Annotated in this window: 26 protein-coding genes and 1 riboswitch; of the genes, 8 read left to right on the top strand and 18 right to left on the bottom strand. The window is 55.0% G+C overall.

Annotation, left to right across the window (positions count from 1 at the left end; genetic code table 11):
- The first annotated feature begins 77 nt into the window (after positions 1-77).
- Positions 78-590 carry a zinc uptake transcriptional repressor Zur gene (zur, locus tag F3J26_RS07715; protein WP_008455832.1) on the top strand — a complete coding sequence of 171 codons (513 nt, stop codon included), beginning with the start codon at positions 78-80 and terminating at the stop codon, positions 588-590.
- Positions 591-665: 75 nt separating this feature from the next.
- Here zur and F3J26_RS07710 read toward each other — a convergent pair whose 3' ends face one another.
- From F3J26_RS07710 to F3J26_RS07695, 4 genes are all read right to left on the bottom strand, one after another.
- Positions 666-875: a CsbD family protein gene (locus tag F3J26_RS07710; protein WP_008455833.1), complete on the bottom strand. Its 210-nt coding sequence runs from the start codon at positions 873-875 to the stop codon at positions 666-668.
- Positions 876-1,110: 235 nt separating this feature from the next.
- The gene (gene dinF, locus F3J26_RS07705) at positions 1,111-2,445 is read right to left on the bottom strand and encodes an MATE family efflux transporter DinF (RefSeq protein ID WP_166993059.1); all 1,335 of its coding nucleotides are present in this window, start codon (positions 2,443-2,445) and stop codon (positions 1,111-1,113) included.
- Between the two features lie 77 nt (positions 2,446-2,522).
- Positions 2,523-3,131 (bottom strand): transcriptional repressor LexA, encoded by a 609-nt coding sequence (gene lexA, locus F3J26_RS07700; protein ID WP_008455837.1) that lies wholly within the window; start codon positions 3,129-3,131, stop codon positions 2,523-2,525.
- A gap of 109 nt (positions 3,132-3,240) precedes the next feature.
- Positions 3,241-3,609, bottom strand: a complete 369-nt coding sequence (locus F3J26_RS07695; RefSeq protein WP_008455840.1) for a diacylglycerol kinase — start codon at positions 3,607-3,609, stop codon at positions 3,241-3,243.
- Positions 3,610-3,740: 131 nt separating this feature from the next.
- Here F3J26_RS07695 and plsB point away from each other — a divergent pair, with 131 nt between their 5' ends.
- The gene (gene plsB / locus F3J26_RS07690; RefSeq protein WP_008455842.1) at positions 3,741-6,170 is read left to right on the top strand and encodes a glycerol-3-phosphate 1-O-acyltransferase PlsB; all 2,430 of its coding nucleotides are present in this window, start codon (positions 3,741-3,743) and stop codon (positions 6,168-6,170) included.
- A gap of 61 nt (positions 6,171-6,231) precedes the next feature.
- Here the strand turns inward: plsB and ubiA are convergent, their stop codons facing one another.
- The 5 genes from ubiA to malK form a co-directional block, all read right to left on the bottom strand.
- Positions 6,232-7,104, bottom strand: a complete 873-nt coding sequence (gene ubiA / locus F3J26_RS07685) for a 4-hydroxybenzoate octaprenyltransferase (RefSeq protein ID WP_008455843.1) — start codon at positions 7,102-7,104, stop codon at positions 6,232-6,234.
- Positions 7,104-7,613, bottom strand: coding sequence for a chorismate lyase (gene ubiC / locus F3J26_RS07680; RefSeq protein WP_008455844.1), 510 nt, complete (start codon positions 7,611-7,613; stop codon positions 7,104-7,106). The genes ubiA and ubiC overlap by 1 nt, the downstream gene beginning before the upstream one ends.
- 189 nt (positions 7,614-7,802) lie before the next feature.
- Positions 7,803-8,759, bottom strand: coding sequence for a maltose operon protein MalM (gene malM / locus F3J26_RS07675; RefSeq protein ID WP_166993056.1), 957 nt, complete (start codon positions 8,757-8,759; stop codon positions 7,803-7,805).
- Between the two features lie 99 nt (positions 8,760-8,858).
- A complete protein-coding gene (locus F3J26_RS07670; RefSeq protein ID WP_166993053.1) occupies positions 8,859-10,181 on the bottom strand; it encodes a maltoporin in 1,323 nt (440 codons plus the stop codon).
- A gap of 42 nt (positions 10,182-10,223) precedes the next feature.
- Positions 10,224-11,333 carry a maltose/maltodextrin ABC transporter ATP-binding protein MalK gene (malK, locus tag F3J26_RS07665; RefSeq protein WP_008455848.1) on the bottom strand — a complete coding sequence of 370 codons (1,110 nt, stop codon included), beginning with the start codon at positions 11,331-11,333 and terminating at the stop codon, positions 10,224-10,226.
- Between the two features lie 374 nt (positions 11,334-11,707).
- Here malK and malE point away from each other — a divergent pair, with 374 nt between their 5' ends.
- The 3 genes from malE (at position 11,708) to malG (ending at position 15,545) form a co-directional block, all read left to right on the top strand.
- On the top strand, positions 11,708-12,898 hold the full coding sequence (gene malE / locus F3J26_RS07660) for a maltose/maltodextrin ABC transporter substrate-binding protein MalE (RefSeq protein ID WP_008455851.1): 1,191 nt from the start codon (positions 11,708-11,710) through the stop codon (positions 12,896-12,898).
- A gap of 200 nt (positions 12,899-13,098) precedes the next feature.
- Entirely contained in the window at positions 13,099-14,643 is a 1,545-nt protein-coding gene (malF, locus tag F3J26_RS07655) for a maltose ABC transporter permease MalF (RefSeq protein ID WP_166993050.1), read from the top strand.
- Between the two features lie 11 nt (positions 14,644-14,654).
- Positions 14,655-15,545 carry a maltose ABC transporter permease MalG gene (gene malG / locus F3J26_RS07650; RefSeq protein WP_008455854.1) on the top strand — a complete coding sequence of 297 codons (891 nt, stop codon included), beginning with the start codon at positions 14,655-14,657 and terminating at the stop codon, positions 15,543-15,545.
- 102 nt (positions 15,546-15,647) lie between these two features.
- Here the strand turns inward: malG and psiE are convergent, their stop codons facing one another.
- The 6 genes from psiE to pgi form a co-directional block, all read right to left on the bottom strand.
- Positions 15,648-16,055 (bottom strand): phosphate-starvation-inducible protein PsiE, encoded by a 408-nt coding sequence (gene psiE, locus F3J26_RS07645; protein ID WP_008455857.1) that lies wholly within the window; start codon positions 16,053-16,055, stop codon positions 15,648-15,650.
- A gap of 85 nt (positions 16,056-16,140) precedes the next feature.
- Complete coding sequence (locus F3J26_RS07640; RefSeq protein ID WP_166993047.1) at positions 16,141-18,237, bottom strand: YjbH domain-containing protein; 2,097 nt, start codon at positions 18,235-18,237, stop codon at positions 16,141-16,143.
- On the bottom strand, positions 18,237-18,974 hold the full coding sequence (locus tag F3J26_RS07635) for a capsule biosynthesis GfcC D2 domain-containing protein (protein ID WP_166993044.1): 738 nt from the start codon (positions 18,972-18,974) through the stop codon (positions 18,237-18,239). The genes F3J26_RS07640 and F3J26_RS07635 overlap by 1 nt, the downstream gene beginning before the upstream one ends.
- On the bottom strand, positions 18,971-19,609 hold the full coding sequence (locus tag F3J26_RS07630) for a YjbF family lipoprotein (RefSeq protein WP_166993041.1): 639 nt from the start codon (positions 19,607-19,609) through the stop codon (positions 18,971-18,973). Before F3J26_RS07630 ends, F3J26_RS07635 begins: the two co-directional genes overlap by 4 nt.
- Before the next feature lie 62 nt (positions 19,610-19,671).
- Complete coding sequence (yjbE, locus tag F3J26_RS07625) at positions 19,672-19,923, bottom strand: exopolysaccharide production protein YjbE (protein ID WP_008455862.1); 252 nt, start codon at positions 19,921-19,923, stop codon at positions 19,672-19,674.
- A 367-nt stretch (positions 19,924-20,290) separates the two neighbouring features.
- Positions 20,291-21,940: a glucose-6-phosphate isomerase gene (gene pgi, locus F3J26_RS07620; protein WP_008455864.1), complete on the bottom strand. Its 1,650-nt coding sequence runs from the start codon at positions 21,938-21,940 to the stop codon at positions 20,291-20,293.
- Between the two features lie 239 nt (positions 21,941-22,179).
- Positions 22,180-22,399, top strand: a riboswitch (Lysine riboswitch).
- 102 nt (positions 22,400-22,501) lie between these two features.
- Here pgi and lysC point away from each other — a divergent pair.
- The 3 genes from lysC (at position 22,502) to F3J26_RS07605 (ending at position 25,241) form a co-directional block, all read left to right on the top strand.
- Positions 22,502-23,851, top strand: coding sequence for a lysine-sensitive aspartokinase 3 (lysC, locus tag F3J26_RS07615; protein WP_166993037.1), 1,350 nt, complete (start codon positions 22,502-22,504; stop codon positions 23,849-23,851).
- A 93-nt stretch (positions 23,852-23,944) separates the two neighbouring features.
- Complete coding sequence (panS, locus tag F3J26_RS07610) at positions 23,945-24,877, top strand: ketopantoate/pantoate/pantothenate transporter PanS (protein ID WP_166993034.1); 933 nt, start codon at positions 23,945-23,947, stop codon at positions 24,875-24,877.
- Between the two features lie 91 nt (positions 24,878-24,968).
- A complete protein-coding gene (locus F3J26_RS07605) occupies positions 24,969-25,241 on the top strand; it encodes a YjbD family protein (RefSeq protein ID WP_008455871.1) in 273 nt (90 codons plus the stop codon).
- 1 nt (position 25,242) lies between these two features.
- Here the strand turns inward: F3J26_RS07605 and rluF are convergent, their stop codons facing one another.
- From rluF to F3J26_RS07590, 3 genes are all read right to left on the bottom strand, one after another.
- Entirely contained in the window at positions 25,243-26,121 is an 879-nt protein-coding gene (rluF, locus tag F3J26_RS07600; protein ID WP_008455873.1) for a 23S rRNA pseudouridine(2604) synthase RluF, read from the bottom strand.
- A 65-nt stretch (positions 26,122-26,186) separates the two neighbouring features.
- Positions 26,187-26,501, bottom strand: a complete 315-nt coding sequence (locus F3J26_RS07595) for a CcdB family protein (protein ID WP_166993031.1) — start codon at positions 26,499-26,501, stop codon at positions 26,187-26,189.
- Positions 26,501-26,764 (bottom strand): type II toxin-antitoxin system CcdA family antitoxin, encoded by a 264-nt coding sequence (locus F3J26_RS07590; protein ID WP_166993028.1) that lies wholly within the window; start codon positions 26,762-26,764, stop codon positions 26,501-26,503. The genes F3J26_RS07595 and F3J26_RS07590 overlap by 1 nt, the downstream gene beginning before the upstream one ends.
- Between the last annotated feature and the right edge of the window lie 7 nt (positions 26,765-26,771).

The raw sequence follows: 26,771 nt of genomic DNA, 5'->3' as shown, positions 1-26,771 counted from the left end.
TAGGGTCAGTATGTACCAGGATTCGGCGTTTTATCCGCATTATGGTAAAGTATTGCGTCAATGACCGGGAGAGGCTGATGGATACCACAACTTCGCAAAACGTGTTAGCTCAGGCTGAAAAGCTCTGCCTGCAACGCAATGTACGCCTGACGCCACAGCGTCTCGAGGTTTTGCGCCTGATGGCCGAGCAAACCGGGGCCATCAGCGCTTATGATCTGCTGGATCTCCTGCGCGTTAGCGAGCCACAGGCTAAGCCTCCAACGGTTTATCGCGCGCTGGATTTTCTGCTGGAGCAGGGTTTTGTGCACCGCGTGGAATCCAACAACAGTTACGTGTTGTGTAATTTTATCGATCATCCAACCCACTCTTCCGCCATGTTTATCTGCGACAGATGTGGGGCCGTGAAAGAGCAGGCCGCTCAGGGTGTGGAAGATATTATGCAGAAACTGGCGTCCAAAATGGGGTTTGCCCTGCGCCATAACGTGATTGAAGCCCACGGATTGTGCGCTGATTGCTCGGAAGTTGAAGCCTGTAGCCACCACGGCGCCTGCGATCACGATCATTCAGTGCAGCCGAAGAAAAAGCGTTAAGAGGGAGTGGTACATCCCTGTACCCGGGCAGGATTGGTCTTACTTACTGATTAGCACATTTGAGGGTCCGCCAGATTACCAGCGGTAATTGCTCCCGGACTCCCAGTCCTTCACTTCTTTCTCTGCCTGGTCTTTGGCGTAGCCATAGCGTTCCTGGATTTTACCCACTAGCTGGTCACGCTTCCCTTCGATGACGGTCATATCGTCATCGGTCAGCTTACCCCATTTCTCTTTGATCGTGCCTTTGAACTGCTTCCAGTTACCGCCGATTTCGTCCTTATTCATCATCATCTCCTCATCGTTCGGTTTAGATTTTCGCATCCGGGCTGCAGGATGCTGACTTTCTGGAACACACCCACTGTCTGCTGGATGTAAAGGTAATTGTAGACAAGGATTCCGAGTTACATTTAAAACTCAGAATCTTTAACCATTCTTAAAAGCGATGGAACGCTGATTCCTCGTCTTAGAAACGAGAAATCAGCACGACAGGAGCAGGGTTAACGAAGGCCAGGAGGTTCGATCAATGGCCGCCCGATGTAGCGAACCAGGTGTTATTACGCCAGTGGCGCCGCCAGATGACGCCCAGCGACAGGCCACGCAAGGCCAGAAACACCGCCAGAGACAGCCACAGGGCGTGGTTACCCCACAAAGGCAGCGTAAACATCGTCACGCCAAAGCCCAGCGCCGCAACCGCCATGCTGTTACGCATTTCGGCACCCCGCGTCGCGCCGATAAACATACCGTCCAGCAGGTAACACCAAACGCCCACGACCGGCAAAACAACCTGCCAGGCAAGGTAATGATTTGCCAGAACACGAAGCTCCGGCAGGGAGGTAAGCAGCGCGACAATTTGCTCCCCAGCAAAAGCATAAATAGCGGCAAATGCTATCGCAACCAGCCCCGCCTGCCTGCACGCAGCCCCCCAAACTTCGAGCAACTGCCCACGGTTACGCGCCCCGTAAGCCTGCCCTGAATGGGCTTCTACGGCGTAAGCAAAACCGTCCAGCGCATAGGCGGTAAAGGTCAACAGCGTCATCAGCACGGCGTTAACGGCAACAATTTCGCTGCCGAGACGCGCACCAAAAATGGTGATTGAAGCAAAGCAAATTTGCAGCAGCAGCGAACGCAGCATGATATCGCGGTTAAGGGCCAGCAGCTTGCGTAAGTCCCCTTGCCAGGCCGTTTTGAGACGAGCCCAACTGATGCCCCGCAGCTTCAGTACCTTCCGCACCATCACCAGGCCGATGATAAACGTCGCATATTCGGACACCGCCGTGGCCAGCGCCGCCCCCTGCACGTTCATGTGCAGCCCCATCACCAGCCAGAGGTCGAGCACGATATTAATCAAATTGCCGACGACCAACAGGATGACCGGCGCCCGCGCATACTGAACGCCCAACAACCAGCCTAACAGCACGAGGTTAGCCAGTGAGGCCGGGGCGCTAAGCCAGCGGATCTCCAGGAACCGCCTTGCCTGATACAACACCTCGTCATTGCCGCCAACAACGTGCAGCGCAAGGTTGATCAGTGGATAACGCAGGACCACGATAGCCAGCCCGGCTATCATCGCCAACATCAGGGGTTGAACCAGTGCGCGCGCCAGCCGCTGTGGATCGTTCGCACCAAACGCCTGTGCCGTTAACCCGGTGGTGCTCATGCGCAGAAAAAGCAGCAGCATAAAGAGGAAACTGGTCGCCGTGGCGCCGATAGCTACCCCGCCAAGATAGGTCGGGCTATCAAGATGGCCAATGACCGCCGTATCGACCAGGCCCAGTAACGGAACGGTGATATTGGAAAAAATCATCGGCAGCGCAAGCCGCCACAGCGCACCATCCGTTGACGAAAAGAATCGCATGGGAATGATCCAGAGGAAAAAAGAGAGGTGTTTAAGGCAGGTGGCACGGCAGAGTTACCGCACCACCGGAAGAGGTGTTACAGCCATTCACCGTTGCGGATCACCCCGACGGCCAGGCCTTCAATGCTAAAATTCTGCTCGCGAAGATCGACCACAATAGGCTGGAATTCGCTGTTTTCCGGCAGCAGGTGCACGGTATTGCCCTGCTTTTTCAGGCGTTTTACGGTCACTTCATCGTCGATACGCGCGACAACGACCTGGCCATTACGCACGTCCTGGGTTTTGTGAACGGCTAATAAATCACCGTCCATGATGCCGATATCTTTCATCGACATGCCGCTGACGCGCAGCAGGAAATCGGCATTCGGCTTGAACAGAGAAGGGTCAACCTGGTAGTGGCCTTCGATGTGCTGTTGCGCCAGCAGCGGCTCACCGGCGGCAACACGGCCCACCAGCGGCAGGCCATTTTCTTCTTCAACCAGCAGACGAATGCCGCGTGATGCACCAGAAACAATCTCGATGGCACCTTTACGTGCCAGCGCTTTAAGATGCTCTTCCGCGGCGTTTGGAGAACGGAACCCCAGACGTTGTGCAATTTCGGCGCGCGTAGGTGGCATGCCGGTCTGGTTGATATGATCCCGAATGAGATCAAACACCTCTTGCTGCCTGGTAGTTAGTGCTTTCATTCCGCCCCCTGGGTGTTTATACAGTTATGCTGTGAGTATATACAGCCCCGGGCGATTTTGAAACCACAAATTAAGCAAAAAACCAGCGACTTAAACTGTTCTGGAAGGGCTATCGCAAATGTGACCAAAGCAAGGTGGCCCAGGTTGCAACCGCAAGGATAATCGCTATCAATACGGCGGCGGAACCCATATCTTTGGCTCGCCCTGAAAGCTCGTGGTACTCGGTGCCGACACGGTCAACCAGCGCTTCAATGGCGCTGTTGAGGATTTCGACAATCATCACCAAAACAACCGAGCCAATCAGTAAAATACGCGTGATGGGGTCCACGTCCAGCCAGCAGGCGATGATGATAGCGATGACCGCCGCTACACCCTCCTGACGAAAGGCGGCTTCGTTGATCCAGGCCGCACGCAACCCCTTCCACGAGTAGCCTGCAGCCTTAATAATGCGGGTGATGCCGGTGGTATTATTCGCCATTCAAGGAAACCTTTTTAAATATTGAGCGTCAATGCTCACTGAGTCTAAATCGCAGCGCCACAGAAATTCCCCAGAGTTTCTGATATCCTTGCGGCGCATTTGCATTATTAACCTGAGGCTTTACATCATTTATGTCAGGCTGGCCAAGAATTTACTACAAATTACTGAATTTACCATTAAGCGTTCTGGTAAAGAGCAAGTCTATCCCGGCGGATCCCCAAACCGAACTCGGTCTGGACCCTTCACGCCCCATCATGTACGTCCTGCCCTACAATTCTAAGGCAGACTTACTGACGCTGCGTGCCCAATGTCTGGATCACGATCTGCCCGACCCGCTGGAACCTCTGGAAATTGACGGCGTACTGCTGCCGCGCTACGTGTTTATCCACGGCGGGCCGCGCGTCTTCACCTATTACACGCCAAAAGAAGAGTCGGTAAAACTGTTCCACGATTATCTGGATCTGCACCGCAGCAATCCCGATCTCGATGTACAGATGGTGCCGGTTTCCGTGATGTTCGGCCGCTCGCCAGGGCGCGAAAAAGGGGAAATCAACCCGCCTTTACGCACGCTGAACGGCGTCCAGAAATTCTTTGCGGTTTCCTGGCTGGGTCGCGATAGCTTCGTGCGTTTCTCGCCGCCGGTTTCGCTTCGCCGCATGGCAACCGAACACGGCACGGACAAGATTATTGCCCAAAAATTGGCTCGCGTGGCGCGCACTCACTTTGCCCGCCAGCGCCTGGCCGCCGTTGGCCCGCGCCTGCCGGTCCGCCAGGATCTCTTCAACAAGCTGCTGGCGTCAAAAGCGATTGCCCGCGCGGTAGAAGATGAAGCCCGCAGCAAGAAAATCTCCCACGAAAAAGCGCAGCAAAATGCCGTCGCGCTGATGGAAGAGATTGCCGCGAACTTCTCCTACGAAGCCGTACGTCTGACGGACCGCGTTTTAGGTTTAACCTGGAACCGCCTCTATCAGGGCATTAACGTGCATAACGCCGAACGCGTGCGTCAGCTTGCCCATGATGGCCACGAAATCGTCTATGTGCCCTGCCACCGCAGCCACATGGACTATTTGCTGCTTTCCTACGTGCTTTATCACCAGGGGCTGGTTCCGCCGCACATTGCCGCCGGGATCAACCTGAACTTCTGGCCAGCCGGCCCGATTTTCCGCCGCCTGGGCGCGTTCTTTATTCGCCGTACCTTCAAGGGCAACAAGCTTTACTCCACGGTATTCCGCGAATATCTGGGCGAGCTGTTCAGCCGCGGCTATTCCGTTGAATACTTTGTCGAGGGTGGCCGCTCCCGTACCGGCCGTTTGCTGGATCCTAAGACTGGCACGCTGTCGATGACCATTCAGGCCATGCTACGTGGCGGCACCCGCCCGATCACTCTGGTGCCGATTTACATCGGGTACGAGCACGTCATGGAAGTGGGCACTTACGCGAAAGAGCTACGCGGTGCGACCAAAGAAAAAGAGAGCTTCATGCAGATGGTGCGCGGCCTGAGTAAGCTGCGCAACCTCGGCCAGGGTTACGTTAACTTCGGCGAACCGCTGCCGCTGATGACCTACCTGAACCAGCATGTTCCGGAATGGAAAGACTCTATCGATCCGATAGAAGCAATTCGCCCGGCCTGGCTGACGCCAACGGTGAATGATATCGCTGCCGATATCATGGTGCGTATCAACAACGCAGGGGCCGCTAACGCCATGAACCTGTGCTGTACCGCGCTGCTTGCTTCACGCCAGCGTTCGCTGACCCGTGAACAGCTTACCGAACAGCTCGACTGCTACCTGAACCTGCTGCGTAACGTGCCGTATTCTCCGGATGCCACCGCACCAACGGTTTCCGCTGACGCGCTGATCGACCACGCGCTGCAGATGAACAAGTTCGAGGTGGAGAAAGACACCATCGGTGACATCATCATTCTGCCGCGCGAGCAGGCCGTGCTGATGACCTATTACCGCAACAACATCATGCACATGCTGGTGCTGCCGTCGCTGATGGCGTCCATCATCACTCAGCATCGCCACATCTCGCGCGCAGAGCTGCTGCGTCAGATAGAAGTTGTTTACCCGATGCTGAAAGCCGAGCTGTTCCTGCGTTGGGAAAAAAGCGAGCTGGGCAGAGAAATTGATGCGCTGATCGCGGAGATGGAGCGTCAGGATCTGGTCATGGTTGTCGGTGACGAAGTGCAGATCAACCCTCACCGTTCACGCACTCTGCAGCTTCTGGCGGCGGGCGTGCGCGAGACAATCCAGCGGTATGCCATCACCTTCTGGCAGTTGAGCGCCAACCCGTCGATCAACCGCGGAACGCTGGAACGCGAAAGCCGCACGGTGGCGCAGCGACTGTCCGTTCTGCACGGCATTAACGCCCCGGAATTCTTTGATAAAGCGGTCTTTACCTCGCTGGTGCTTACCCTGCGCGATGAAGGCTATATCAGCGATACCGGTGATGCAGACGCGACCGAAACCATCAAGGTTTACCAGATGCTGGCCGATCTTGTGACCTCGGACGTACGTCTGACGATTGAGAGCTCCGCTTCCCAGGACGCGGTTTCTTAATTCAGCAGAAACGAAAAAGGCGGGTGATTAACCCGCCTTTTTTTATTGCCTGAAGACTGACTCAGAAATGCAGGTAGCTCAACGCCAGGCCCAGGAACAGCACCAGCCCGACATAGTTATTGTTCATAAACGCTTTAAAGCAGCCTTCGCGCTCGCGTTTGGCGATCAGCTTCTGCTGGTGCACAAACAGCCCGCCCGCCAGCAAAATTGACCAGTAGAACGTGCCACCCAGCCCATTGAGCCAGCCCACAACGCCCATCAACAGCATGGTGGCGATTTGCAGCAGGCCGATGATCAGCTTATCGTTGCGGCCAAACAGGATCGCCGTCGACTTAATGCCAATCTTCAGGTCGTCGTCGCGGTCGACCATCGCATACTGCGTGTCGTACGCCACAGTCCAGCAAATGTTAGCGAGGAACATCAGCCAGCAGCTTAACGGCACCGATTCGCTGGCGGCGGCAAATGCCATAGGAATGGACCAGCCAAAAGCCGCACCCAGCACCACCTGAGGCAAATGGGTATAGCGCTTCATAAACGGATACACCCATGCCAGCGCCAGGCCGGCCACGGACAGCAAGATCGTCATGGTGTTGAGCGTCAGCACCAGCAGGAAAGCCAGGCCCACCAGCACCGCGAATAGCGCCTTCGCTTCTTTCTCAGAAACTGCGCCACTGGGCAGCGGGCGCTGCGCGGTACGCTTTACGTGACCATCAAATTTACGGTCGGCATAATCGTTCACCACGCAGCCCGCGGCGCGCATCAGCCAGACGCCAGCGATAAAAACAACCAGATTCAGCAGCGAGGGTAAGCCCGGGGTGGCCACCCACAGCGCCCACAGCGTGGGCCATAGCAGCAACAAAGCGCCAATGGGCTTATCGGTACGCATTAACCGGTGATAAGCCAGCAGTTTTCCCTGCTTAAGACTCCACTCCATTATTTTTCCTCTTCGTACAGCGGAGATGCCGGCAGGAACAGTTCGGTCAGCAACAAAGGCTTACCGGAAAGTCTCAGTCGGGAACGACGTCCCCACAGTTCGGCGCTGCGGCCAATCTCAATATAGTCACGCGTCAGGGTTGATGAACTAAAAAGGTAGCGCCCGAGCGGCGTATCGCCAAGCTTTTGCAAAGCCAGCTCAGGGCCATCAAGCGTGCTTTCAGGCACCACGGTGCGCCCCAGCAGCCAGGGTTCATCATCCCCGCAGAGGATAATTTCCCGCAGCCAGTAACGCGCAGAGGCAGGTAATAAATCGGCTTCGGGCAAATCATTGCCAGCAGGGACAAAACCTTCGCGCACGATGCGGACGGTGACTTTTTGGCAGTGCTGTTCGAAGCGTTTAGTCATCGAATCTTCCAGCAATAACCAGTCGAGATAAGCGGAGCTAAGCCCTTGCGGGACCTCCGTGTAGAAATTCAGGGCGCGCAACGGCGACAGCGCGTCGGACATGGGAATACTCTCCGATACATAACCTGATGGCATTGTAACGCAGAACATCTCTGTGCGGGCAGACAATGGCAACACACGCGGCAAATACCGCAACAATTGAGCAACAGCAACTTAAAGTTTTTAGGCTACAGAAAAAAAGGTGCGCCTGAGCGCACCAATACTTCAAGCATCAGCAACGTGGGGAAATGGTTACCCCTTGCCTTTTACACTGCTGATAAAAGTTTTACGGGCGGAGGTGGAACCCAGACGCTCGGCTTCATTCAGCAGTTTCAGGGCTTTATCAATGTCGCCTTTATCCACCGCCTGTTTAATGGCGCGGTTAAAATAGCTTTCCGTATCATTGAGCATTGGCTCGCTTTTCGCGGCAGGCGCCGGAGCTGGCGCTGCCACTGGTGCTGGTGCTGGTGCAGCGGCCGGTGCAGAGTAGGCCGTCGGTGGCGCTACGTTACCGACCACAACAGGTTTGGTATCGGATCCACCAAAGATCTTACCGATCATGATGTTGCCGCTGTTTTGTTCGGTTTTCAGCTTCACCGTCAGGGTACCTTGCCCACTGTGGCTAGCAATCGGATCGGCCACATCAGGAATGGCGTTGCTTGCCCCTTCAGCATAAAGCTTCGCCGGGTTGATCATGCGGGTCGTTTCCGTCAGATCGTGTTTCGTGGTGTACACCAGCATGTAGATCTGTTTCTGCCCCATCATAGGGGTCAGTTTCATGACGTTTTCCAGACGGTTGCCGGAGGTCATGCCCGGTTTCTGGTACTGGAAGTAACTGCTCGGGAAGAAAGCAGAAGGCTGCATCTGCCCGTCGAGAATCAGAACGTTTGGCGCATAAACGCTCAGGTCTTTAACCACGCTGGACAACGTGATTTCCAGTGAGCCCTGATCCGCTGGCAGCACGAAGGCGGCCACACTCCCGGTGAGCTCTCCGACATTAATGCTGGCCGAAGAGGCGCTCAGCACCACGTCCTGGCTGACGGGAGGTATCAACGGAACCCATGGCAGGCTTTGTAATTTGTCCGCAGGAATAGACGGTGCGGTAGAGACATTCTGTGGGTTAATCGCCGTGTTGGCGGCAAAAGAAGCCGGCACGGACGATAGGCCCAGAACGGGAAGCAGGCAAAGCGCAAGAAGATGTTTTTTCATTGTTTTATCCTCGAAGCGAACCCGCCTCCTTCAGGCAAAAAAGAGACGGGTCAGGCATGTGAAACTGGCGGGCGCTAAGCACCCGCGCAGTGGGTTAACTTACCACCAGGCTTCCATCTGAATACCGAAGGTCACTTCGCTATCGTTGCCACGGCTAAAGGTACGGGCGCTGGTATCGCTGAAAGCAATGCCGGATGGCGTGCCAGCTACGTAGTTAGCATCGCTGGCGTCACTGGAAGAGTAACCCCACTTCTCATCCCACTTGGCGTAGGTCGCGAAGACGCGAATAGCCGGACGAGACCAGATGCTGTTGCCCGCCTGCCACTGTTGCGCCAGGGTGATTTTGTACTGATTGTTGCTCTTGTCGGTCAGCTGAGACTTCACGTTGTCGTAACCCACTTCCAGCAAGGTGCTCATGATTGGCGTCCATTTGTACATAGGACGAACGCCCACGGTCCACCATTTGGTGCCGTTGTTATCATCGCGGTTGATATCCTGGTACATACCCACATACATCAGGCCCCAGGTATCGTTGAAGTCGATAGCCCCGTGGTCAATGACGCGCAGCATTTTGCCATCGTTGTTTCTGGAAGTATCCGGACGACCGGTACCGTTGGTCTGCGCCATGGCGTTGGTGCCGTACTGCACCACAAATTTGTTCAGGCTGGTGCCGAGGAAGGTCTGGGTATGCTCTACGGTTCCCAACCAACCATTTTTAGTCGCATCCTGCTCAACAAAATCGTAGTGCTTGGTGGTGTTTGCACGGCCGTAGTCAAAACCAACTTCCAGAGAACCGCCCGGGTTAACTTGCATCTGGCCTAAACGAATATCAAAGATATCGTTCGCCAGGTCTTTATTTTTGGTAGAACCGTTGATAAAGGCCTCTGAACCACCGGCTTCACCGTTACGGGTTGCGGCCAGGGAGAGTTTACCGAAGCCCAGATCGATATCTTCGATACCGCCGCCAGGGCCTGAGATATCCCAGTAGTAGAAGTCGATCATGTGCACGTCATGGCGTTTGTAATAACGCTTACCTGCCCAAATGTTCGCGCCCGGCAGCGCGTCGATCAGGTTTTTACCCACGACGTTCATCTGGCGTACACGCGGGCCGCCGTCGGTGTCTTCAACGTCGTTCAGCTGGCTGGTGGCATAGCCAATCATGGTGTCAACGTAGAAGCTTTTTTCGCCTTCTTGCCAAACTTGCTGACCTAACTCAACTTCAGCATAAGTTTCACATTCGTTACCCAGACGGTATTTAGAACCGGCACCTGTCGCTTTAAAACACTGCTGCTCGCCGCCGCTGCCTGTCCAGCCAATACCAGAACGTGCATAGCCCTTGAAGTCAACGGCGCCGGCCTGTGCAGACACGATGCCTGCAATCACGGCGACCGCCAGTGGGAGTTTGCGCAGAGTAATCATCATTCTATCTCCTGAGATCATTGCTTTTCTTTTTTATGGGAATGCTTAAACGCCGGGCTCTTGATGCAACCGACGACATGCGGTGCCATCTTCTCGGAACAGATGACAGCGCTCTGGCGGCAGGCCAATAGCGAATGTGGCACCCTCTTTTACCAACACCACGTCGTTCTGGCGGTAAACCAGGTTTTGACGAATGGCGGGGATTTGGATGTGAATCTGAGTCTCATGTCCCAACTGCTCAACGACCTGCACTTCCCCTTCAAGGGTGACATCAGCAATGTCGCTCGGCAGCAGGTGTTCCGGGCGAATGCCAAGTGACATATTGGCCCCCACCTGAACGTTGCGGCTTTCCACCGGCAGCCAGACATGCTGACGGTTAGGCAATTCCACCTGCACCTGATCAATGGCCGTCGCGGTCACTTTTACCGGCAGGAAGTTCATTTTTGGCGACCCGATAAAGCCCGCCACAAAGCGGTCTGCCGGGTAGTGATACAGTTCTAGCGGTTTCCCGACCTGCGCAATCCGGCCGGCATCCAGCACGACGATTTTGTCGGCCAGGGTCATCGCCTCAATCTGGTCGTGGGTCACGTAAATCATCGTGCGGCCCAGGCGCTTGTGCAGGCGGGAGATCTCAATGCGCATCTGCACGCGCAGCGCGGCATCCAGGTTGGAAAGCGGCTCATCCAGCAGGAACACTCGCGGCTCCGCCACCAGGGTTCGGCCAATCGCGACGCGCTGACGTTGCCCACCGGACAGCGCCTTAGGGCGGCGCTCCAACAAATGCGCGAGCTGTAAGGTTTCGGAAACCTGATTCACGCGCTGGTTGATCTCGTCTTTTTTTGCCCCGGCAAGCTTCAGGCCAAAGGACATGTTTTCGGCGACGGAGAGGTGGGGATAGAGGGCGTATGACTGAAAGACCATGCCCACGCCACGCTCGGCGGGTGGGGTGTCATTCATCCGTTTTTCACCAATCAGCAGCTCGCCGCTGGTGATGGTTTCAAGGCCTGCGATCATTCGCAGCAGCGTTGATTTACCGCAGCCAGATGGCCCGACAAAAACCACAAACTCTCCCTCATTGATGTCGAGATTGATGTCTTTCGACACCACCACGTCACCCCAGGCTTTTGTTACGTTCCGTAGCTGCACGCTCGCCATTACCACTCCCTCATTACTGCCGCCTGCCGTCGGACAGGTGATTCAAGATGTGTCCGACTATGAGGGATAGCTACATTTGGTAAATCCTCCGCCCTATGGCTTTTTTATGGGGGAGGAGGCGGGAGGATGAGAGCGTGGTATCTGCAACCGGTTGCAGGCGGCACAAGGGATTTTCGTGATCGCGGCTTCAGTTTTCGCTGCGTTTTTATGTGCGCCAGGACACATAACGCTGAGTTATGCAAAGTAGATCACAGATAACTGCCCAGGGGCGTAGAGCAAAGGAGGATGAGAAGCGCTTGCCATCTCCGCAGACTTAGCACCGTGAATCTGCACTCCCCTATGAAGCACACACCACCACTCAAAAGGATGGGAACATGAAAATGAAAACCGGCGCCCGCGTTCTCGCTTTGTCAGCCCTGGCAACGATGATGCTTTCCGCCTCTGCACTGGCAAAAATCGAAGAAGGCAAACTGGTCATCTGGATTAACGGCGATAAGGGCTACAACGGCCTGGCCGAAGTCGGTAAGAAGTTTGAGAAAGATACCGGTATTAAAGTCACCATTGAACATCCTGATAAGCTTGAAGAGAAATTTCCACAGGTGGCGGCAACCGGCGATGGCCCGGACATTATCTTCTGGGCTCACGACCGCTTCGGTGGCTATGCGCAGTCCGGCCTTTTGGCCGAAATCACCCCAGACAAAGCCTTCCAGGACAAACTCTATCCGTTTACCTGGGACGCCGTACGTTACAACGGCAAATTCATCGCTTACCCGATTGCGGTAGAGGCGCTGTCGCTGATTTATAACAAAGACCTGGTTCCAAACCCGCCGAAAACCTGGGAGGAGATCCCCGCCCTGGATAAAGAGCTGAAGGCCAAAGGTAAGAGCGCGCTGATGTTCAACCTGCAGGAACCGTACTTCACCTGGCCGCTAATTGCGGCAGACGGCGGGTATGCCTTCAAGTTCGAAAACGGCAAATATGATGTGAAAGATGTGGGCGTAGACAGCGCGGGGGCAAAAGCCGGCCTGAGCTTCCTGGTCGATATGATCAAGAACAAGCAGATGAACGCCGACACCGACTACTCCATTGCCGAAGCCGCGTTTAACAAAGGCGACACGGCGATGACGATCAACGGCCCGTGGGCCTGGTCCAATATCGATAAGAGCAAAATCAACTACGGCGTGACGCTGCTGCCTACCTTTAAAGGCAAGCCGTCTAAACCGTTTGTCGGCGTCCTGAGCGCCGGTATCAACGCCGCCAGCCCGAATAAAGAACTGGCGAAAGAGTTCCTTGAGAACTACCTGTTGACCGACCAGGGTCTGGCGGATGTGAACAAGGACAAACCGCTCGGTGCCGTGGCGCTGAAATCGTTCCAGGAGCAGTTGGCGAAAGATCCCCGCATTGCTGCCACCATGAATAACGCCCAGAAGGGCGAGATTATGCCTAATATTCCTCAGATGTCTGCCTTCTGGTATGCCGTACGCACCGCGGTTATCAACGCCGTTAGCGGCCGCCAGACCGTTGATGCGGCGCTGAAGGATGCTCAGGGACGTATCACTAAGTAAATCTTGCCCCTCACCCCGGCCCTCTCCCCATAGGGGAGAGGGGGAATTGGACTGAACCCGGTTCTCTCCCACTGGGGAGACGGAATTCGGATTGAGCCCGCTCCCCCGCTGGAGTGAGAAAACAGGCCCTTTCTGTCCCCTCTCCCCCTTGGGGAGAGGGTTAGGGTGAGGGGAAATAACACGCTGTAGAGGAACACCCCATGGATGCAGTTAAAAAGAGCCGCTGGTGGCAAAGCGAGGGACTGAAATGGTCACTCATCGGGGCATTAGGCCTGCTGGTTGGCTATCTTGTGGTTTTAATGTACGCCCAGGGGGAGTACCTGTTCGCCATAATGACGCTGATTTTAAGCTCACTTGGCCTCTATATTTTTGCTAACCGTAAGGCATACGCCTGGCGCTACGTTTATCCCGGCATGGCCGGCATGGGGCTGTTCGTCCTCTTCCCGCTGATCTGCACTATCGCTATCGCTTTTACCAACTACAGCAGCACCAACCAGCTGACGTTTGAACGCGCGCAGCAGGTGCTGATGGACCGCCAGTACCAGGCAGGCAAAACGTTCAACTTTGGCCTTTACCCAGACGGCAATGAATGGACGTTAGCGCTCACCGACGGGGAAAGCGGGAAAAACTATGTCTCGGACAAGTTTACCTTTGGTGGTGAACAAAAAATCCGGCTGAAAGAAGCCGATGCGTTGCCAACCGGCGAGCGCGGCAACCTGCGCGTGATCACCCAAAACCGCCAGGCGCTGAGCCAGATAACCGCTGTGTTGCCGGATGAAAGTAAGGTGGTGATGAGCTCGCTTCGCCAGTTTTCCGGCACACGCCCGCTCTACACTTTGGCGGAAAACGGCGAGCTGACCAATAACCAGACCAGCGTAAAATACGCCCCGAACGACCATATTGGTTTTTACGAGTCGGTAAACGCCGACGGCAGCTGGGCCGGAGAACAGCTAAGCCCGGGCTATACGGTCACTATCGGCTGGAAAAACTTCCTGCGCGTTTTCCACGATGACGGGATCCAAAAACCGTTCCTGGCTATCTTCATCTGGACGGTGATTTTCTCGGTGCTGACGGTGATTCTTACCGTCGCGGTGGGGATGGTGCTGGCCTGCGTAGTGCAGTGGGAAGCGCTCAAAGGCAAGGCGGCTTATCGCCTGTTGTTAATTCTGCCCTACGCCGTGCCTTCGTTTATTTCCATTTTGATTTTCAAAGGCTTATTCAACCAAAGCTTTGGCGAAATCAATATGATGCTGAGCGCACTGTTCGGCATTAAGCCCGCCTGGTTCAGCGACCCAACCACCGCTCGCTCAATGATCATCATCGTCAATACCTGGCTGGGTTATCCCTACATGATGATTCTGTGCATGGGGCTGCTGAAAGCGATTCCTGACGATCTTTATGAGGCGTCGGCAATGGACGGCGCGGGCCCGTTCCAGAACTTCTTTAAAATAACGCTCCCGCTGCTGATTAAGCCGCTCACGCCGCTGATGATTGCCAGCTTCGCCTTTAACTTTAACAACTTTGTTCTGATTCAGCTGCTGACCAACGGCGGCCCGGACAGACTCGGGACGACCACGCCAGCGGGATATACCGACCTGCTGGTGAGCTACACCTACCGCATCGCCTTTGAAGGCGGCGGCGGTCAGGACTTTGGCCTGGCTGCAGCTATCGCAACGCTTATCTTCCTGCTGGTGGGCGGCCTTGCGATTGTGAACCTGAAAGCCACCCGCATGAAGTTTGATTAAGGAGACCGACGATGGCCATGGTGCAACCCAAATCTCAAAAGCTGCGTCTGTTTCTCACGCACTTTCTGCTGCTGCTGTTTATCGCGGCAATCATGTTCCCGCTGCTGATGGTCATCGCCATCTCGCTGCGTCCGGGTAACTTTGCCACCGGGAGCCTGATCCCGGACCAGGTTTCATGGGAACACTGGAAGCTGGCGCTTGGCTTTAGCGTTGAGCACGCGGACGGTCGCGTCACGCCGCCACCGTTCCCGGTGCTGCTCTGGCTGTGGAACTCGATAAAAATTGCCGGGATCACGGCGATAGGTATCGTTACCCTTTCTACAACCTGCGCCTACGCTTTTGCCCGTATGCGTTTCCCCGGCAAAGCCACGCTGCTGAAAGGGATGCTGATTTTCCAGATGTTCCCGGCGGTGCTGTCTCTGGTGGCGCTGTATGCCCTGTTTGATCGTCTGGGCCAGTACATTCCGTTTATTGGTCTGAACACGCACGGTGGGGTGATCTTTGCGTATTTAGGCGGGATAGCGCTACACGTCTGGACGATTAAGGGCTATTTCGAAACGATTGATGGCTCGCTGGAAGAGGCTGCCGCGCTGGATGGCGCGACGCCGTGGCAGGCATTCCGTCTGGTGCTGCTGCCGCTGTCGGTACCGATTCTGGCCGTGGTCTTTATTCTGTCGTTTATTGCCGCGATTACCGAGGTGCCGGTGGCTTCGCTGCTGCTGCGCGACGTGGACAGCTACACGCTGGCCGTGGGGATGCAGCAATACCTTAACCCGCAGAACTACCTGTGGGGCGATTTTGCCGCCGCGGCGGTGCTCTCCGCGATACCGATTACCGTTGTGTTCCTGCTGGCCCAGCGCTGGCTGGTGAGCGGCCTGACCGCTGGCGGGGTGAAAGGTTAACGTTTATCCCTGAAGTCATTTGCTTCATCTTTATGCCATACCACTGCAACCCTCACTTTGACCTTAGCACTTTATTCAGGCGGCCCAAGGGCCGCCCTTTTTTTATTCCCGCTTCAGGCGCTGGCTGTTACACAACCAAAGCGTAATCACCAACACCAGAATCGCGGCCGAGTAGATCAGCACGTCCAGCGGCGAACTGTGGTCAATGATAATCAGGCGCACAACTGCGGTAATGCCGATGTAGATAAAGTAGCGCAGCGGGAAGTGATAGCCCGACTGAAAATACTTCACAATCAGCGCGATAAACTCGAAATAGAGGAAGTAAACCACCAGCCCCTCGATAAACAGATACGAGCTGGCGTCATCTCCCGGCGCAAACAATACGGTGGCCAGGTGAATGGTCTCTTTGCCGAGGAAGATAATTAAAATCAGCCCAAGGGCTAACAGCCCCAGATTAAGCACCGTCTGCATGACGGTAGAAATCCAGGAAAAACGCGGTGTCGCAGGCATAACGGCCTCTCATTTTTATTGTGGTCTTGAGAGGCTGTTATACGTCTAAAATGTGATCTTGATCTAGTTTATTTACTTACCTTCGTTAGCGGAAATTTTCGCTGCGGTCGCTGGTCACCCCATACAGATCAAACTTACGGCCCAGCATCTGCCCGCCGTCACGCGTTAGCGGTGTCCAGGTCACCTGCGCCCGGCTGCGGGTTGGGTAAGCCGAGAAGATATCCAGCGGCACATTGATGTAGAAACCTTTGGTGAAGTCCCCCTCGCCGTACTCTTTCTTCGACACGTTGGTGATGGTGGCGTAGGTGCCCACCACGATCCCGCTGTCAAAGTGTTTGGAAATCTCCAGCGTGCCGCCTTTATCCTGCGCCAGATACTGGCCGATACTGAGCTTAACCAGCACATCCTGAGCAAACGGTGGCGTCCAGTAGCCGGTGATATGCCCGGTCTTCGCGCTGTAGTCGGTAAATTTCATCATGTCCTGCGAACTGCGCCAGTCACGCTGTTTGACGTAGTTGCCGTTGACGCCGATCGCCCAGTTGCTGTCCACCGGACGGTAAAGCAGCTCGGCCCCCGCCCCGCCGTACATGGTTTCCAGATAGCCCGCATAAACCTGGCCGTAAATCCCATGCCCAAAGTACTGGAAGTAGTTGGCCTGCAGGTTGTTGATGTAAATATCGTTTTCTACATATTCGCGAACGTGGGTACGCACGCGCGGCAGCGTAGAATCCATTGGCGGATTGGTGTAGTTAAATTTGTCGTAGTTATTGGCGACGTTGGCAAACAGGCTGCCGCTGGTTAACAGGTGATCCGTCAGCCAGTAATCGACGTTCCCCATCACCCCGACCTGGTACATATAGAAGCTTTCCGGGCCACCGATAGACTGGTTGAGAATCGGATCAATTGAATAATTAAAGCGCGACTTCTCGATGTAGTATCCCTGTTCGGTGCTTTCTGGCACTACCGGCTCAACGCGTTTTTGTACCAGCGTCGTTTCCTGCCCCAGCGGTTCCCCCTCAAGGTGCCGACGCAGGCTGGCCACGTCCGTTTCAGTGGTAACCTGCGGCATATTAATCCGGCTTTCGGTAATGCGGATGGTGCGAATATTATCCGGCAGGTCATTCATCACGATGCGGTTGGCGCGTTCGATGCCTTCGCGGGAATTGCGGTATTTCACCTGCTCGCCCGTGACGTAGAGCGTATCCCCTTTGACCTGAATGTTCGGGTTGATCAGCCCGGCGTTGTATTTCAGGTCGGTCAGTTGATTGGCCACCACGTTGTGCTGCAGAATTTCGTCCTGCGGGTGCGGCTGATACTCAGGACGACGGGAATCGTTGTACCCCGGCTTGAGGTCATTGAAATTGGTGCGGAGCGTCACGCCAAACATAAAGGTGTTGCCGCGCTCGTAGCTCATGTTCACGTCGGCCCAGTCGGTCACCCGGTAGATAGCGCCGACGTTAACGCTGCTGCGCTGGTCTATTTTCCCCGCAAACTCATGGCTGTAGTTGTTGCCCTCATATTCAACCTTCAGCCTGAGTGGCTGCCACGGCGTCTGGTACTCTACGCCGCCAAACAGCGACGTCGGGCCGTGGAACATGCCGCTAAAGTTGAAGGAGCCCGCCATTTGGTAGCTGTTATCCCGGTGGCAGTATTTGTCGCTGTATTCACAGAGCGGGTTTTTGATGTTGCCGCTGGTGCCTAAATACCCCCAGCCCATGCCAAGGCTGAAGTCGAACGGCCCCCAGGCTTTGCTCGCCACCACATATTCACCGTCAAACAGCCCGGTGCCGCCCAGGTCACGAATACCGGCAGAGACCTGAGGCAGCCAGTAGCCCTCTTCCCACAGGCGGAATTTCACGTCAAACGCTTTGTCTTTATAGGTCTGGTCACCCGAGAAAGCCTTCACGCTACTGTAGTGACGTGTGCGCACGTCGGTGTAGCGCAGCGTGGCCTCCATCCAGGGGAAAAGCTGCATGGAGGCGGAGTAGAAGCGGTACTGATCGTTGTCGCGGTAGTTGAGATTAAATTCGCCCTCAGGCGCCATGCGCGCCGTCGGCGTTTGCAGCAGACCCGCGCCGCCAAAGTCTGCCTGCGAAGGGCCAACGGGAGCCGGATACGTTTCGGCGCGGCAGGCGGAAGTCACCGCCAGCGCAATCAGGCTATACAGGTAACGTTTTTTCATTAATCCGGTATCCGATGGGTCAGGGTATTAAGAATCTGCTGGTTCAGCTCATCAAAGGTGGCGCTGAAAAGGCGGTCAGAGAATCCCACAAAGATAAGGCTACCTGGCGACGGTTCTCTATGGCGTTTATTCCAGTAAGCAACTGGCGCTTTTTCGATTTTGCCGTCCGGGTAAATCACCCAGGCATAACTTCTTTCGGCCCCGCTCAACAGGCTGACGTCGTCCAGATAGTCATCCACGCTGCGTCCGGGGGTAAAAGGTTTCACGCCGGGCGAACTGACTAATCCCACCAGGGTGATGGTTGTGGGCTGCGGGCCGGCCCAAAGGCTGTATTCCCCCTGAAGCGGCACGTTTGATTGTGGGCGAAGGCGAACCCAGTCGGGGTCCAGATTGACAAACTGCCGCCCGGTCACATGCATAGCGCTGAGCTGCTGGCGCAGTCCGTTGATTGCCGCCCCGTCGTCTCCGCCTTCGTCCGCCGCCACTTCAGCCAGGCGCGCCAGAAGCTGCTGGTGTTTTTGCTCTTCTGCGGCGCTTGCCTGCCGGGTGCTAATCACCGCCGCAGGCCACCAGGTGCGGCTTAACGCAGGGTTAGTCACCAAATCCGCCAGCCGTGCAGCATCTTTAATCACCCGCGGCTGCGTTTGCGGTTGGGTATAGACCGTCACGGTACTTTCTGCGTGGGTAAAGGCGCTGGCAAAAAGCAGAGCCATAAACGTAAAGGGGAGTTTTTTCATTGTTTTGCCGCCTTCACAAGAAGCGTGGTAATGGGCCAGTAGCCGGGGCCAAGGTACTGTTTTGATTTGCGGATTTGGCCTTCATCGTCCACCCAATAGCGGTTCGTCCAGCTTTTCCCGAGCGCGGTTACCTCTTCTTCCAGGACGCGTACTTTGGTCACGCTACTGCCAAGCTTCACCGTGTCGGTGCCGTCAAATTCAAAGGTGGACGTTGCGGTGGCGTAGCGAACCTGCTGGCGTTCAGTCCAGGCCATCTGCCGGGTCCAGCTCGCGCCATCCTTAATCTGTTTCACGTTCGCCAGCGGGTCACGGGCCAGGTTGGTCACTTCCGTCAGGTTGTCGCCCAGCCCGGAGGTTTTCACAATGCGGCCGTTCTGCGTGACGATGACCGATCTGTCCTGCGTCACCCACTTCTGCTGGCCGTCTTCGTTAAAGGCCAGCACCACAAACAGCTGCGGGCCGTTGTTGATGCTCATGTACTGGCTCGCGTAGCGCATCTCGGCAATTTCATCGTCGGTAAGCTGCACGCCCCCACCTCCGGCAATACTGTTCCAAAGCGAGGTGCCAAGCCCTCTGGTGGTCGCTGAGCACGCCTGGAGTAACAGACAGACAAAGAGTATTGCGAGTCGCTGCACGGTGATTCCCCGATTTAAAATAACCACACCGAAGTGTGGTTATGGTTAAAAACACCCAAACGTTAACGGGTGGTGGTGCTGGTCGTCGTGGTTGTGGTGGTTCCGGTGTTTGAACCGTCGCCGCCACCGGTTGCGGCTAATGCCACACCAACCGCAGACCCAACAGTGCTGGCGCTGGTTGCAGCAGAACTGCCTGCAGACACAGACGTCGCCTGCGCGCCGGCCGCATCACCCACAGCTACAGGGTCAGCATTCGCCGCGCCGGCGGCAGCCAGCGTAAATATGGCTAAAGCGCCATAAAGGGTTTTTCTCATTACAATTTCCCTTCATTGAATGAATGGAGATTTACCTGAAAAGGTTTCAGGCGCGATCGAGTATACACAACACAATGTGATGAATTAGCCTGCAGAAAATAAGGGATGAACTTTAAGAAAAAGAGTAAAAATCAAGAGTTGAGTTATATTTAAATGAAAGCTATTCAAATAAAAACAATTATTTACCAAGAGGCATTGGAAATATCAATTCAATATAATCTTAAATTAAAGCCCTGACAAAGCGGCGGGAAAATCATTTTTAGGATTAACCTCAGGGTGGCAATATCGAAAATTATGACGACAAGGGGATAACTCTTATAAAAAATATGCCAGCACGAGGCTGGCATATTTTCATCACGCGGTTTAATTAATCACGCCATGCTTTATAGCGGTTAATCAGGCCGTTGGTTGAGCTGTCGTGGCTGGCGATTTGTTTGTCGTCACCCAGCTCTGGCAGGATGCGGTTAGCCAGCTGTTTGCCCAGCTCCACGCCCCACTGGTCGAAGGTGAAGATGTTCAGGATCGCGCCCTGGGTGAAGATTTTGTGTTCGTAAAGTGCAATCAGCGCGCCCAGGCTGAACGGGGTAATTTCGCGCAGCAGGATGGAGTTGGTTGGGCGGTTGCCTTCGAACACTTTGAACGGCACAACGTGGTCCAGCGTGGCCGGATCTTTACCCTGGTCACGGTATTCCTGCTCAACCACTTCACGGGATTTCCCGAACGCCAGCGCTTCGGTCTGTGCGAAGAAGTTAGACAGCAGTTTTGGATGGTGATCCGACAGCGCGTTATGGCTGATAGCCGGTGCGATGAAGTCGCAAGGCACCATTTTGGTCCCCTGGTGGATCAGCTGGTAGAACGCGTGCTGCCCGTTGGTACCCGGCTCACCCCAGATAATTGGGCCAGTCTGGTAGTCCACGGCGTTGCCGTTGCGGTCAACGTACTTACCGTTGGACTCCATGTTGCCCTGCTGGAAGTAGGCGGCAAAGCGATGCATGTACTGGTCGTATGGCAGAATCGCTTCAGTTTCAGCACCGAAGAAATTGTTGTACCAGATGCCGATCAGCGCCAGCAGAACCGGCAGGTTTTGCTCGGCAGGCGTGGTGGAGAAGTGTTTGTCCATCGCGTGCGCGCCGGACAGCAGCTCAACAAAGTTGTCGAAGCCCACGGACAGAATGATAGACAGGCCAATCGCGGACCACAGAGAGTAGCGGCCGCCAACCCAGTCCCAGAATTCGAACATGTTTGCGGTGTCGATACCAAACTCACCGACGGCTTTCCCGTTGGTGGACAGCGCAGCGAAGTGTTTTGCCACGTGCTTTTCATCGCCAGCGGCACGCAGGAACCAGTCACGCGCGCTGTGGGCGTTAGTCATCGTTTCCTGAGTGGTGAAGGTTTTAGAGGCCACCAGGAACAGCGTGGTTTCCGGGTTAACTTTCTTCAGCACTTCGGCAATGTGGGTACCGTCAACGTTGGACACAAAGTGCATGTTGAGGTGATTTTTGTATGGACGCAGCGCTTCGGTAACCATGAATGGGCCGAGGTCAGAGCCGCCGATACCGATGTTAACCACGTCGGTGATGGCTTTACCGGTGTAGCCTTTCCAGTTCCCGCTGATGATACTTTCAGAGAAGGCTTTCATCTTCTCAAGCACCGCGTTCACTTCCGGCATTACGTCTTTGCCATCGACCACGATAGGCGTGTTGCTGCGGTTACGCAGCGCAACGTGCAGCACGGCGCGGTCTTCGGTGCGGTTGATTTTCTCGCCGGCGAACATGGATTTGATCGCGCTCTGCAGATCGGTTTCTTTCGCCAGCGCCTGCAGTTTTTCGAGGGTTTCGGTGGTGATGCGGTTTTTGGAGAAGTCCACCAGCATCAGGTCATCGAAAGTTGCGGAGAACTTGCTGAAGCGGTCGTTATCTTTCGCGAACAGGTCGGAAAGCGTAACGTCTTTCATCTCATCGTAATGTTTCTGGAGTGCCTGCCAGGCAGAGGTCTGCTTCGGGTTGATGTTTTTCATAGCAATACTCTTCTGATTTGAGAATTGTGACTTCGGTCGATTGTAGCGCCTGCAGGCAAAAATTGTGATTGATTTTATGCCATTAACCGAGGGTTTCCCGTAACCCCCTAAAAAGCGGCAAAAATACCCTCTTATAAGTTAAATTCCTGATTACCGATTTAACATGAAAAATCCGCATAACCCCGCAGTTGACATGCCTTCGCCGAAGCTTTATTTATTAGGCGCTACCTGCGCGTGCGCAGGCCAGAAGAGGCGCGTTGCCCAGAAAATCGTATCCGAGAAACCAGTAACAAGGACGATACGTGAGGGGGAGCAACGCCGAGATGATGAAGCGGCTGGTCACGCTTATTGTCGGCTGCAGGGGCTGAATCCTCTGGGTTGTCACCAGAAACGTTCGCAGTCGAGCGTTTCATATCCGGCTCCAAAGCTGGATAGACAAGGTGGAGCACTTCTGGGTGATATCGTAGTTCTCCTGCTCTGCGCCCACCCGTTTACCGCTCTTCCCTTGTGCCAAGGCTGAATACTTTTTTGCCAGTTAATGGCCCCTGACACGAGGTAGTTATGTCTCAAACCGTAGTCGCCAAATTTGGTGGGACCAGCGTCGCCGATTTCGACGCGATGAACCGCAGCGCCGATGTGGTGCTGGCCGATAGCCACGTCCGCGTGGTGGTGCTTTCCGCCTCCGCTGGCGTGACTAACCTGCTGGTTGCTCTGGCTGAAGGCCTCGAAGCGACCGAGCGCTTCGTCAAGCTCGATGCCATCCGCAAAATCCAGTACAACATCGTTGAGCGTCTGGCGAATCCGGACGTTATTCGCGAAGAAATCGACCGCCTGCTTGAAAACATCACGACCCTTGCGGAAGCCGCCTCTCTGGCGACCTCCACCGCGCTGACCGATGAACTGGTCAGCCACGGCGAACTAATGTCCACCCTGCTATTTGTGGAAATCCTGCGAGAACGTCAGGTGGAAGCGCAGTGGTTCGACATTCGTAAAGTCATGCGCACCAACGACCGCTTCGGCCGTGCCGAACCGGATATCGCCGCGCTGGCGGAACTGGCAAACCAGCAGATGCTGCCGCGCCTCGCGGAATCCCTGGTGATCACTCAGGGCTTTATTGGGAGCGAAGAAAAAGGCCGAACGACCACGCTTGGCCGCGGCGGCAGCGACTATACCGCCGCGCTGCTTGGTGAAGCGTTAAATGCCGCGCGCGTAGATATCTGGACCGACGTGCCGGGCATCTACACCACCGATCCGCGTATGGTACCTGCGGCAAAACGCATTGACCGCATCGCCTTTGAAGAAGCCGCTGAAATGGCGACCTTTGGCGCGAAAGTCCTGCACCCGGCCACGCTGCTGCCCGCCGTGCGCTGCGACATTCCGGTGTTCGTTGGCTCCAGCAAAGATCCTGCTGCTGGCGGAACTTTGGTATGCAAAAAAACGGAAAATCCACCGCTCTTCCGCGCCCTTGCGGTACGTCGCAAGCAAACGCTGCTGACGCTGCACAGCCTGCATATGCTCCATTCCCGTGGTTTCCTGGCGGAAGTGTTCAGCATTCTGGCTCGCCATAATATTTCCGTGGATCTGATCACCACCTCCGAAGTGAGCGTGGCGTTGACCATGGACACCACCGGCTCTACCTCCACTGGCGACAGCCTGCTGACCACCGCGCTGCTCACCGAGCTTTCATCGCTGTGCCGCGTGGAAGTCGAAGAGAACCTGGCGCTGGTGGCCATCATAGGCAATAAACTGTCCCAGGCCTGTGGCGTAGGCAAAGAAGTGTTCGGCGTGCTCGACCCGTTCAACATCCGCATGATTTGCTACGGCGCTTCCAGCTACAACCTGTGCTTCCTGGTGCCTGGCGACGATGCAGAGCAGGTCGTGCAGAAACTGCACCGCAACCTGTTTGAATAACCGTTCAATCCATGCCATGAATACAGAAAGCCGGGCTCGCACCCGGCTTTTTTTATAACCATAAAACAACACAAACTCTGCAAGGACATCGCTATGATCGCCACCCTAACCCGGCTGTTCCCGCTTTGGGCGCTGCTGCTCTCCGTCGCTGCGTATTATACCCCCTCAACCTTTATCCCGATTGGCCCGTGGGTCAGCACGCTGCTGATGCTCATTATGTTTGGCATGGGCGTCCACCTGCGGCTTGAAGACTTTAAACGCGTGATGTCGCGCCCGGCCCCGGTAGCTGCAGGCATTTTTCTGCATTACCTGGTGATGCCGCTGGCGGCGTGGCTGCTGGCAATGTTGTTCCATATGCCGCCCGACCTATCAGCCGGGATGGTGCTGGTCGGCAGCGTAGCCAGCGGCACGGCGTCCAACGTCATGATTTACTTGGCCAAAGGTGATGTTGCGCTCTCCGTAACAATATCTTCTGTTTCTACACTGGTCGGCGTATTTGCCACGCCGCTGCTCACCCGTCTCTATGTCGACGCCGACATTAAAGTCGATGTGATGGGCATGCTGGTCAGTATTCTGCAAATCGTCATCATCCCGATTGGCCTTGGCCTGATTGTGCATCATCTGTTCCCACGCCTGGTGAAGCGCGTGGAGCCCTGGCTGCCTGCGTTTTCTATGCTTTGTATTCTCGCCATCATTAGCGCAGTTGTGGCAGGTTCTGCATCACACATCGCTTCCGTTGGCCTGGTGGTGATTGTCGCGGTGATTCTGCATAACACCATTGGCCTGCTCGGCGGTTACTGGGGCGGACGCCTGTTTGGCTTTGATGAATCCACCTGTCGGACGCTGGCCATCGAAGTGGGAATGCAGAACTCCGGTCTTGCGGCCACGTTGGGTAAAATTTACTTCTCGCCGCTCGCAGCGCTGCCTGGCGCGCTGTTCTCCGTCTGGCACAATCTGTCCGGCTCTCTGCTGGCCGGGTATTGGTCCGGCAAAGCGATAACGCCGAAGCCAGACGGCAAAAAATAATCGCTAAAAGCCTGCTGATGCAGGCTTTTTTGTCTCGTCGGCGCGGTGGGTTTGTTTTACACTGAGAGTCCTTTCCTGGGAGATTGCAACGATGGCTACAGCCAGACTGACACAGCAAGACATGACGGAAAGCGAACAGCGTGAGCTAAAAACGCTGCTGGATCGCGCCCGCATTGCCCACGGTCGTACGTTGACCAACTCAGAGACTAATCAGGTAAAAAAAGAGTACATCGACAAGCTGATGGCGGAACGAGCGCTGGCGGCTAAGAAAGCTCGCCAGCTGAAGAAACAAAATGCCTTAAAGCCGGATACGACGACGACTTATTCATGGTCAGCCAACAACCATACGCGAGGCAAACGCTAGTTTAACGGCCCTTTTTCTTCCGGCCTGGAGAAGCAAAGCGTTTACGCGAGGCAAGCTCAGCGGGCGTTTTGGCTGAGCTTTTCGGGCCACTTACCAACGGTTTTTTCGCCGCCGGGCTGGCCGCTTTTGGCTTCGCTTTTTTAGCCGGCTTCGCCTCAGAGGACGAATCCTCAATCAGCTTAAACAGCTCAATCAGTTCATCATCCGTCAGGTCGCGCCATTCCCCAAGCGGGATCCCAGTGAGATTAACGTTCATGATGCGCGTACGTTCCAGCTTCGTCACTTCATAGCCAAAGTGTTCACACATGCGGCGAATCTGGCGGTTCAGCCCCTGAACCAGGGTGATGCGAAACGCAAACGGCGCTTCTTTTTTAACTTTGCATTTCTTGGTGACGGTGCCCAGAATCGGCACGCCTGCCCCCATACCACGAATAAACTCGTCGGTAACCGGCTTGTTCACCGTGACCACGTACTCTTTCTCATGGTCGTTCCCGGCACGCAGAATTTTGTTCACCAGGTCGCCGTGGTTGGTGAGGAAAATCAGCCCCTGAGAATCTTTGTCCAGGCGGCCAATGGGGAACACGCGCTTGCTGTGGTTCACATAGTCCACGATGTTGTCTTTCTCGCCGTCTTCCGTGGTGCTTACAATTCCCACCGGCTTATTCAGCGCAATGAGCACCAGGTCTTCTTCGTTGCGGGGTTCGATGAGCTGACCATTCACCTTCACGCTGTCGCCGGCAAAAACCTGATCGCCAATTTTGGCGCGTTTGCCGTTAATAAAAACGTTGCCCTGTTCGATGTAGCGATCGGCGTCACGGCGTGAGCAGATCCCGCTCTCGCTGATGTATTTGTTAAGACGAATAGATGAATTAGTCAGCATGGCTCCTCCGAAAACCCAGGACTATACCTTACCCGCAGGGCGTTGCGAACCGCAAAATGGGCTTGTTAGTAAACCTGAATCATAAAATCAACGGCGCCACACAGCTCATCTCTGTAATGCGTCAAATCCGCGACTGAAGCACCGAGTTCTTTAAGCGGAATACCTGCCATCATGTGAGTCATCGCCACGCAAGGCTGCCCCTCAATCGTCACGATGGGGCAGATTTTTTCTGGGGGCATGGCACCCAGTAATTCGCGTTCAATAACGGGAATGACCAGGACATGCTTTAAGGCATCAGCAATGGGGTGCTGCATATTGATGAGATAAGGATACGTTTTCTTCCCTGCGCCAGTATTTTCGTAGGCGTGAAACTGTTCCATCAGAAGCTCCTCTGAAAATCACTGAACGAGCCGTGCTCCTCAACAAACTCATTAAGCGCGGCAATCTTTTCCTGATTATCCTTGAGCCACTCAGCCCGAGCGTTTTCGCGAAATTTCTCGATTAATGCCTCGGTCAGTACCGCCGAGATATTTAGTTTCAGCTTACGGGCCTCATCCAGAATCTCCGGCGCTAGCGTGACATTCACCGATTTTTTAGCGGCTGTACTTTCAACGCGCATATTAACCCCCATTGTAATGCGCATACATTAT

Origin of the sequence: Enterobacter sp. Ap-867 (genome assembly GCF_011752855.1) — a bacterium.
Lineage (GTDB): Bacteria > Pseudomonadota > Gammaproteobacteria > Enterobacterales > Enterobacteriaceae > Cedecea.
The sequence above is the reverse complement of the archived record's forward strand: the minus strand, read 5'-3'. Positions and strand labels throughout refer to the sequence as shown.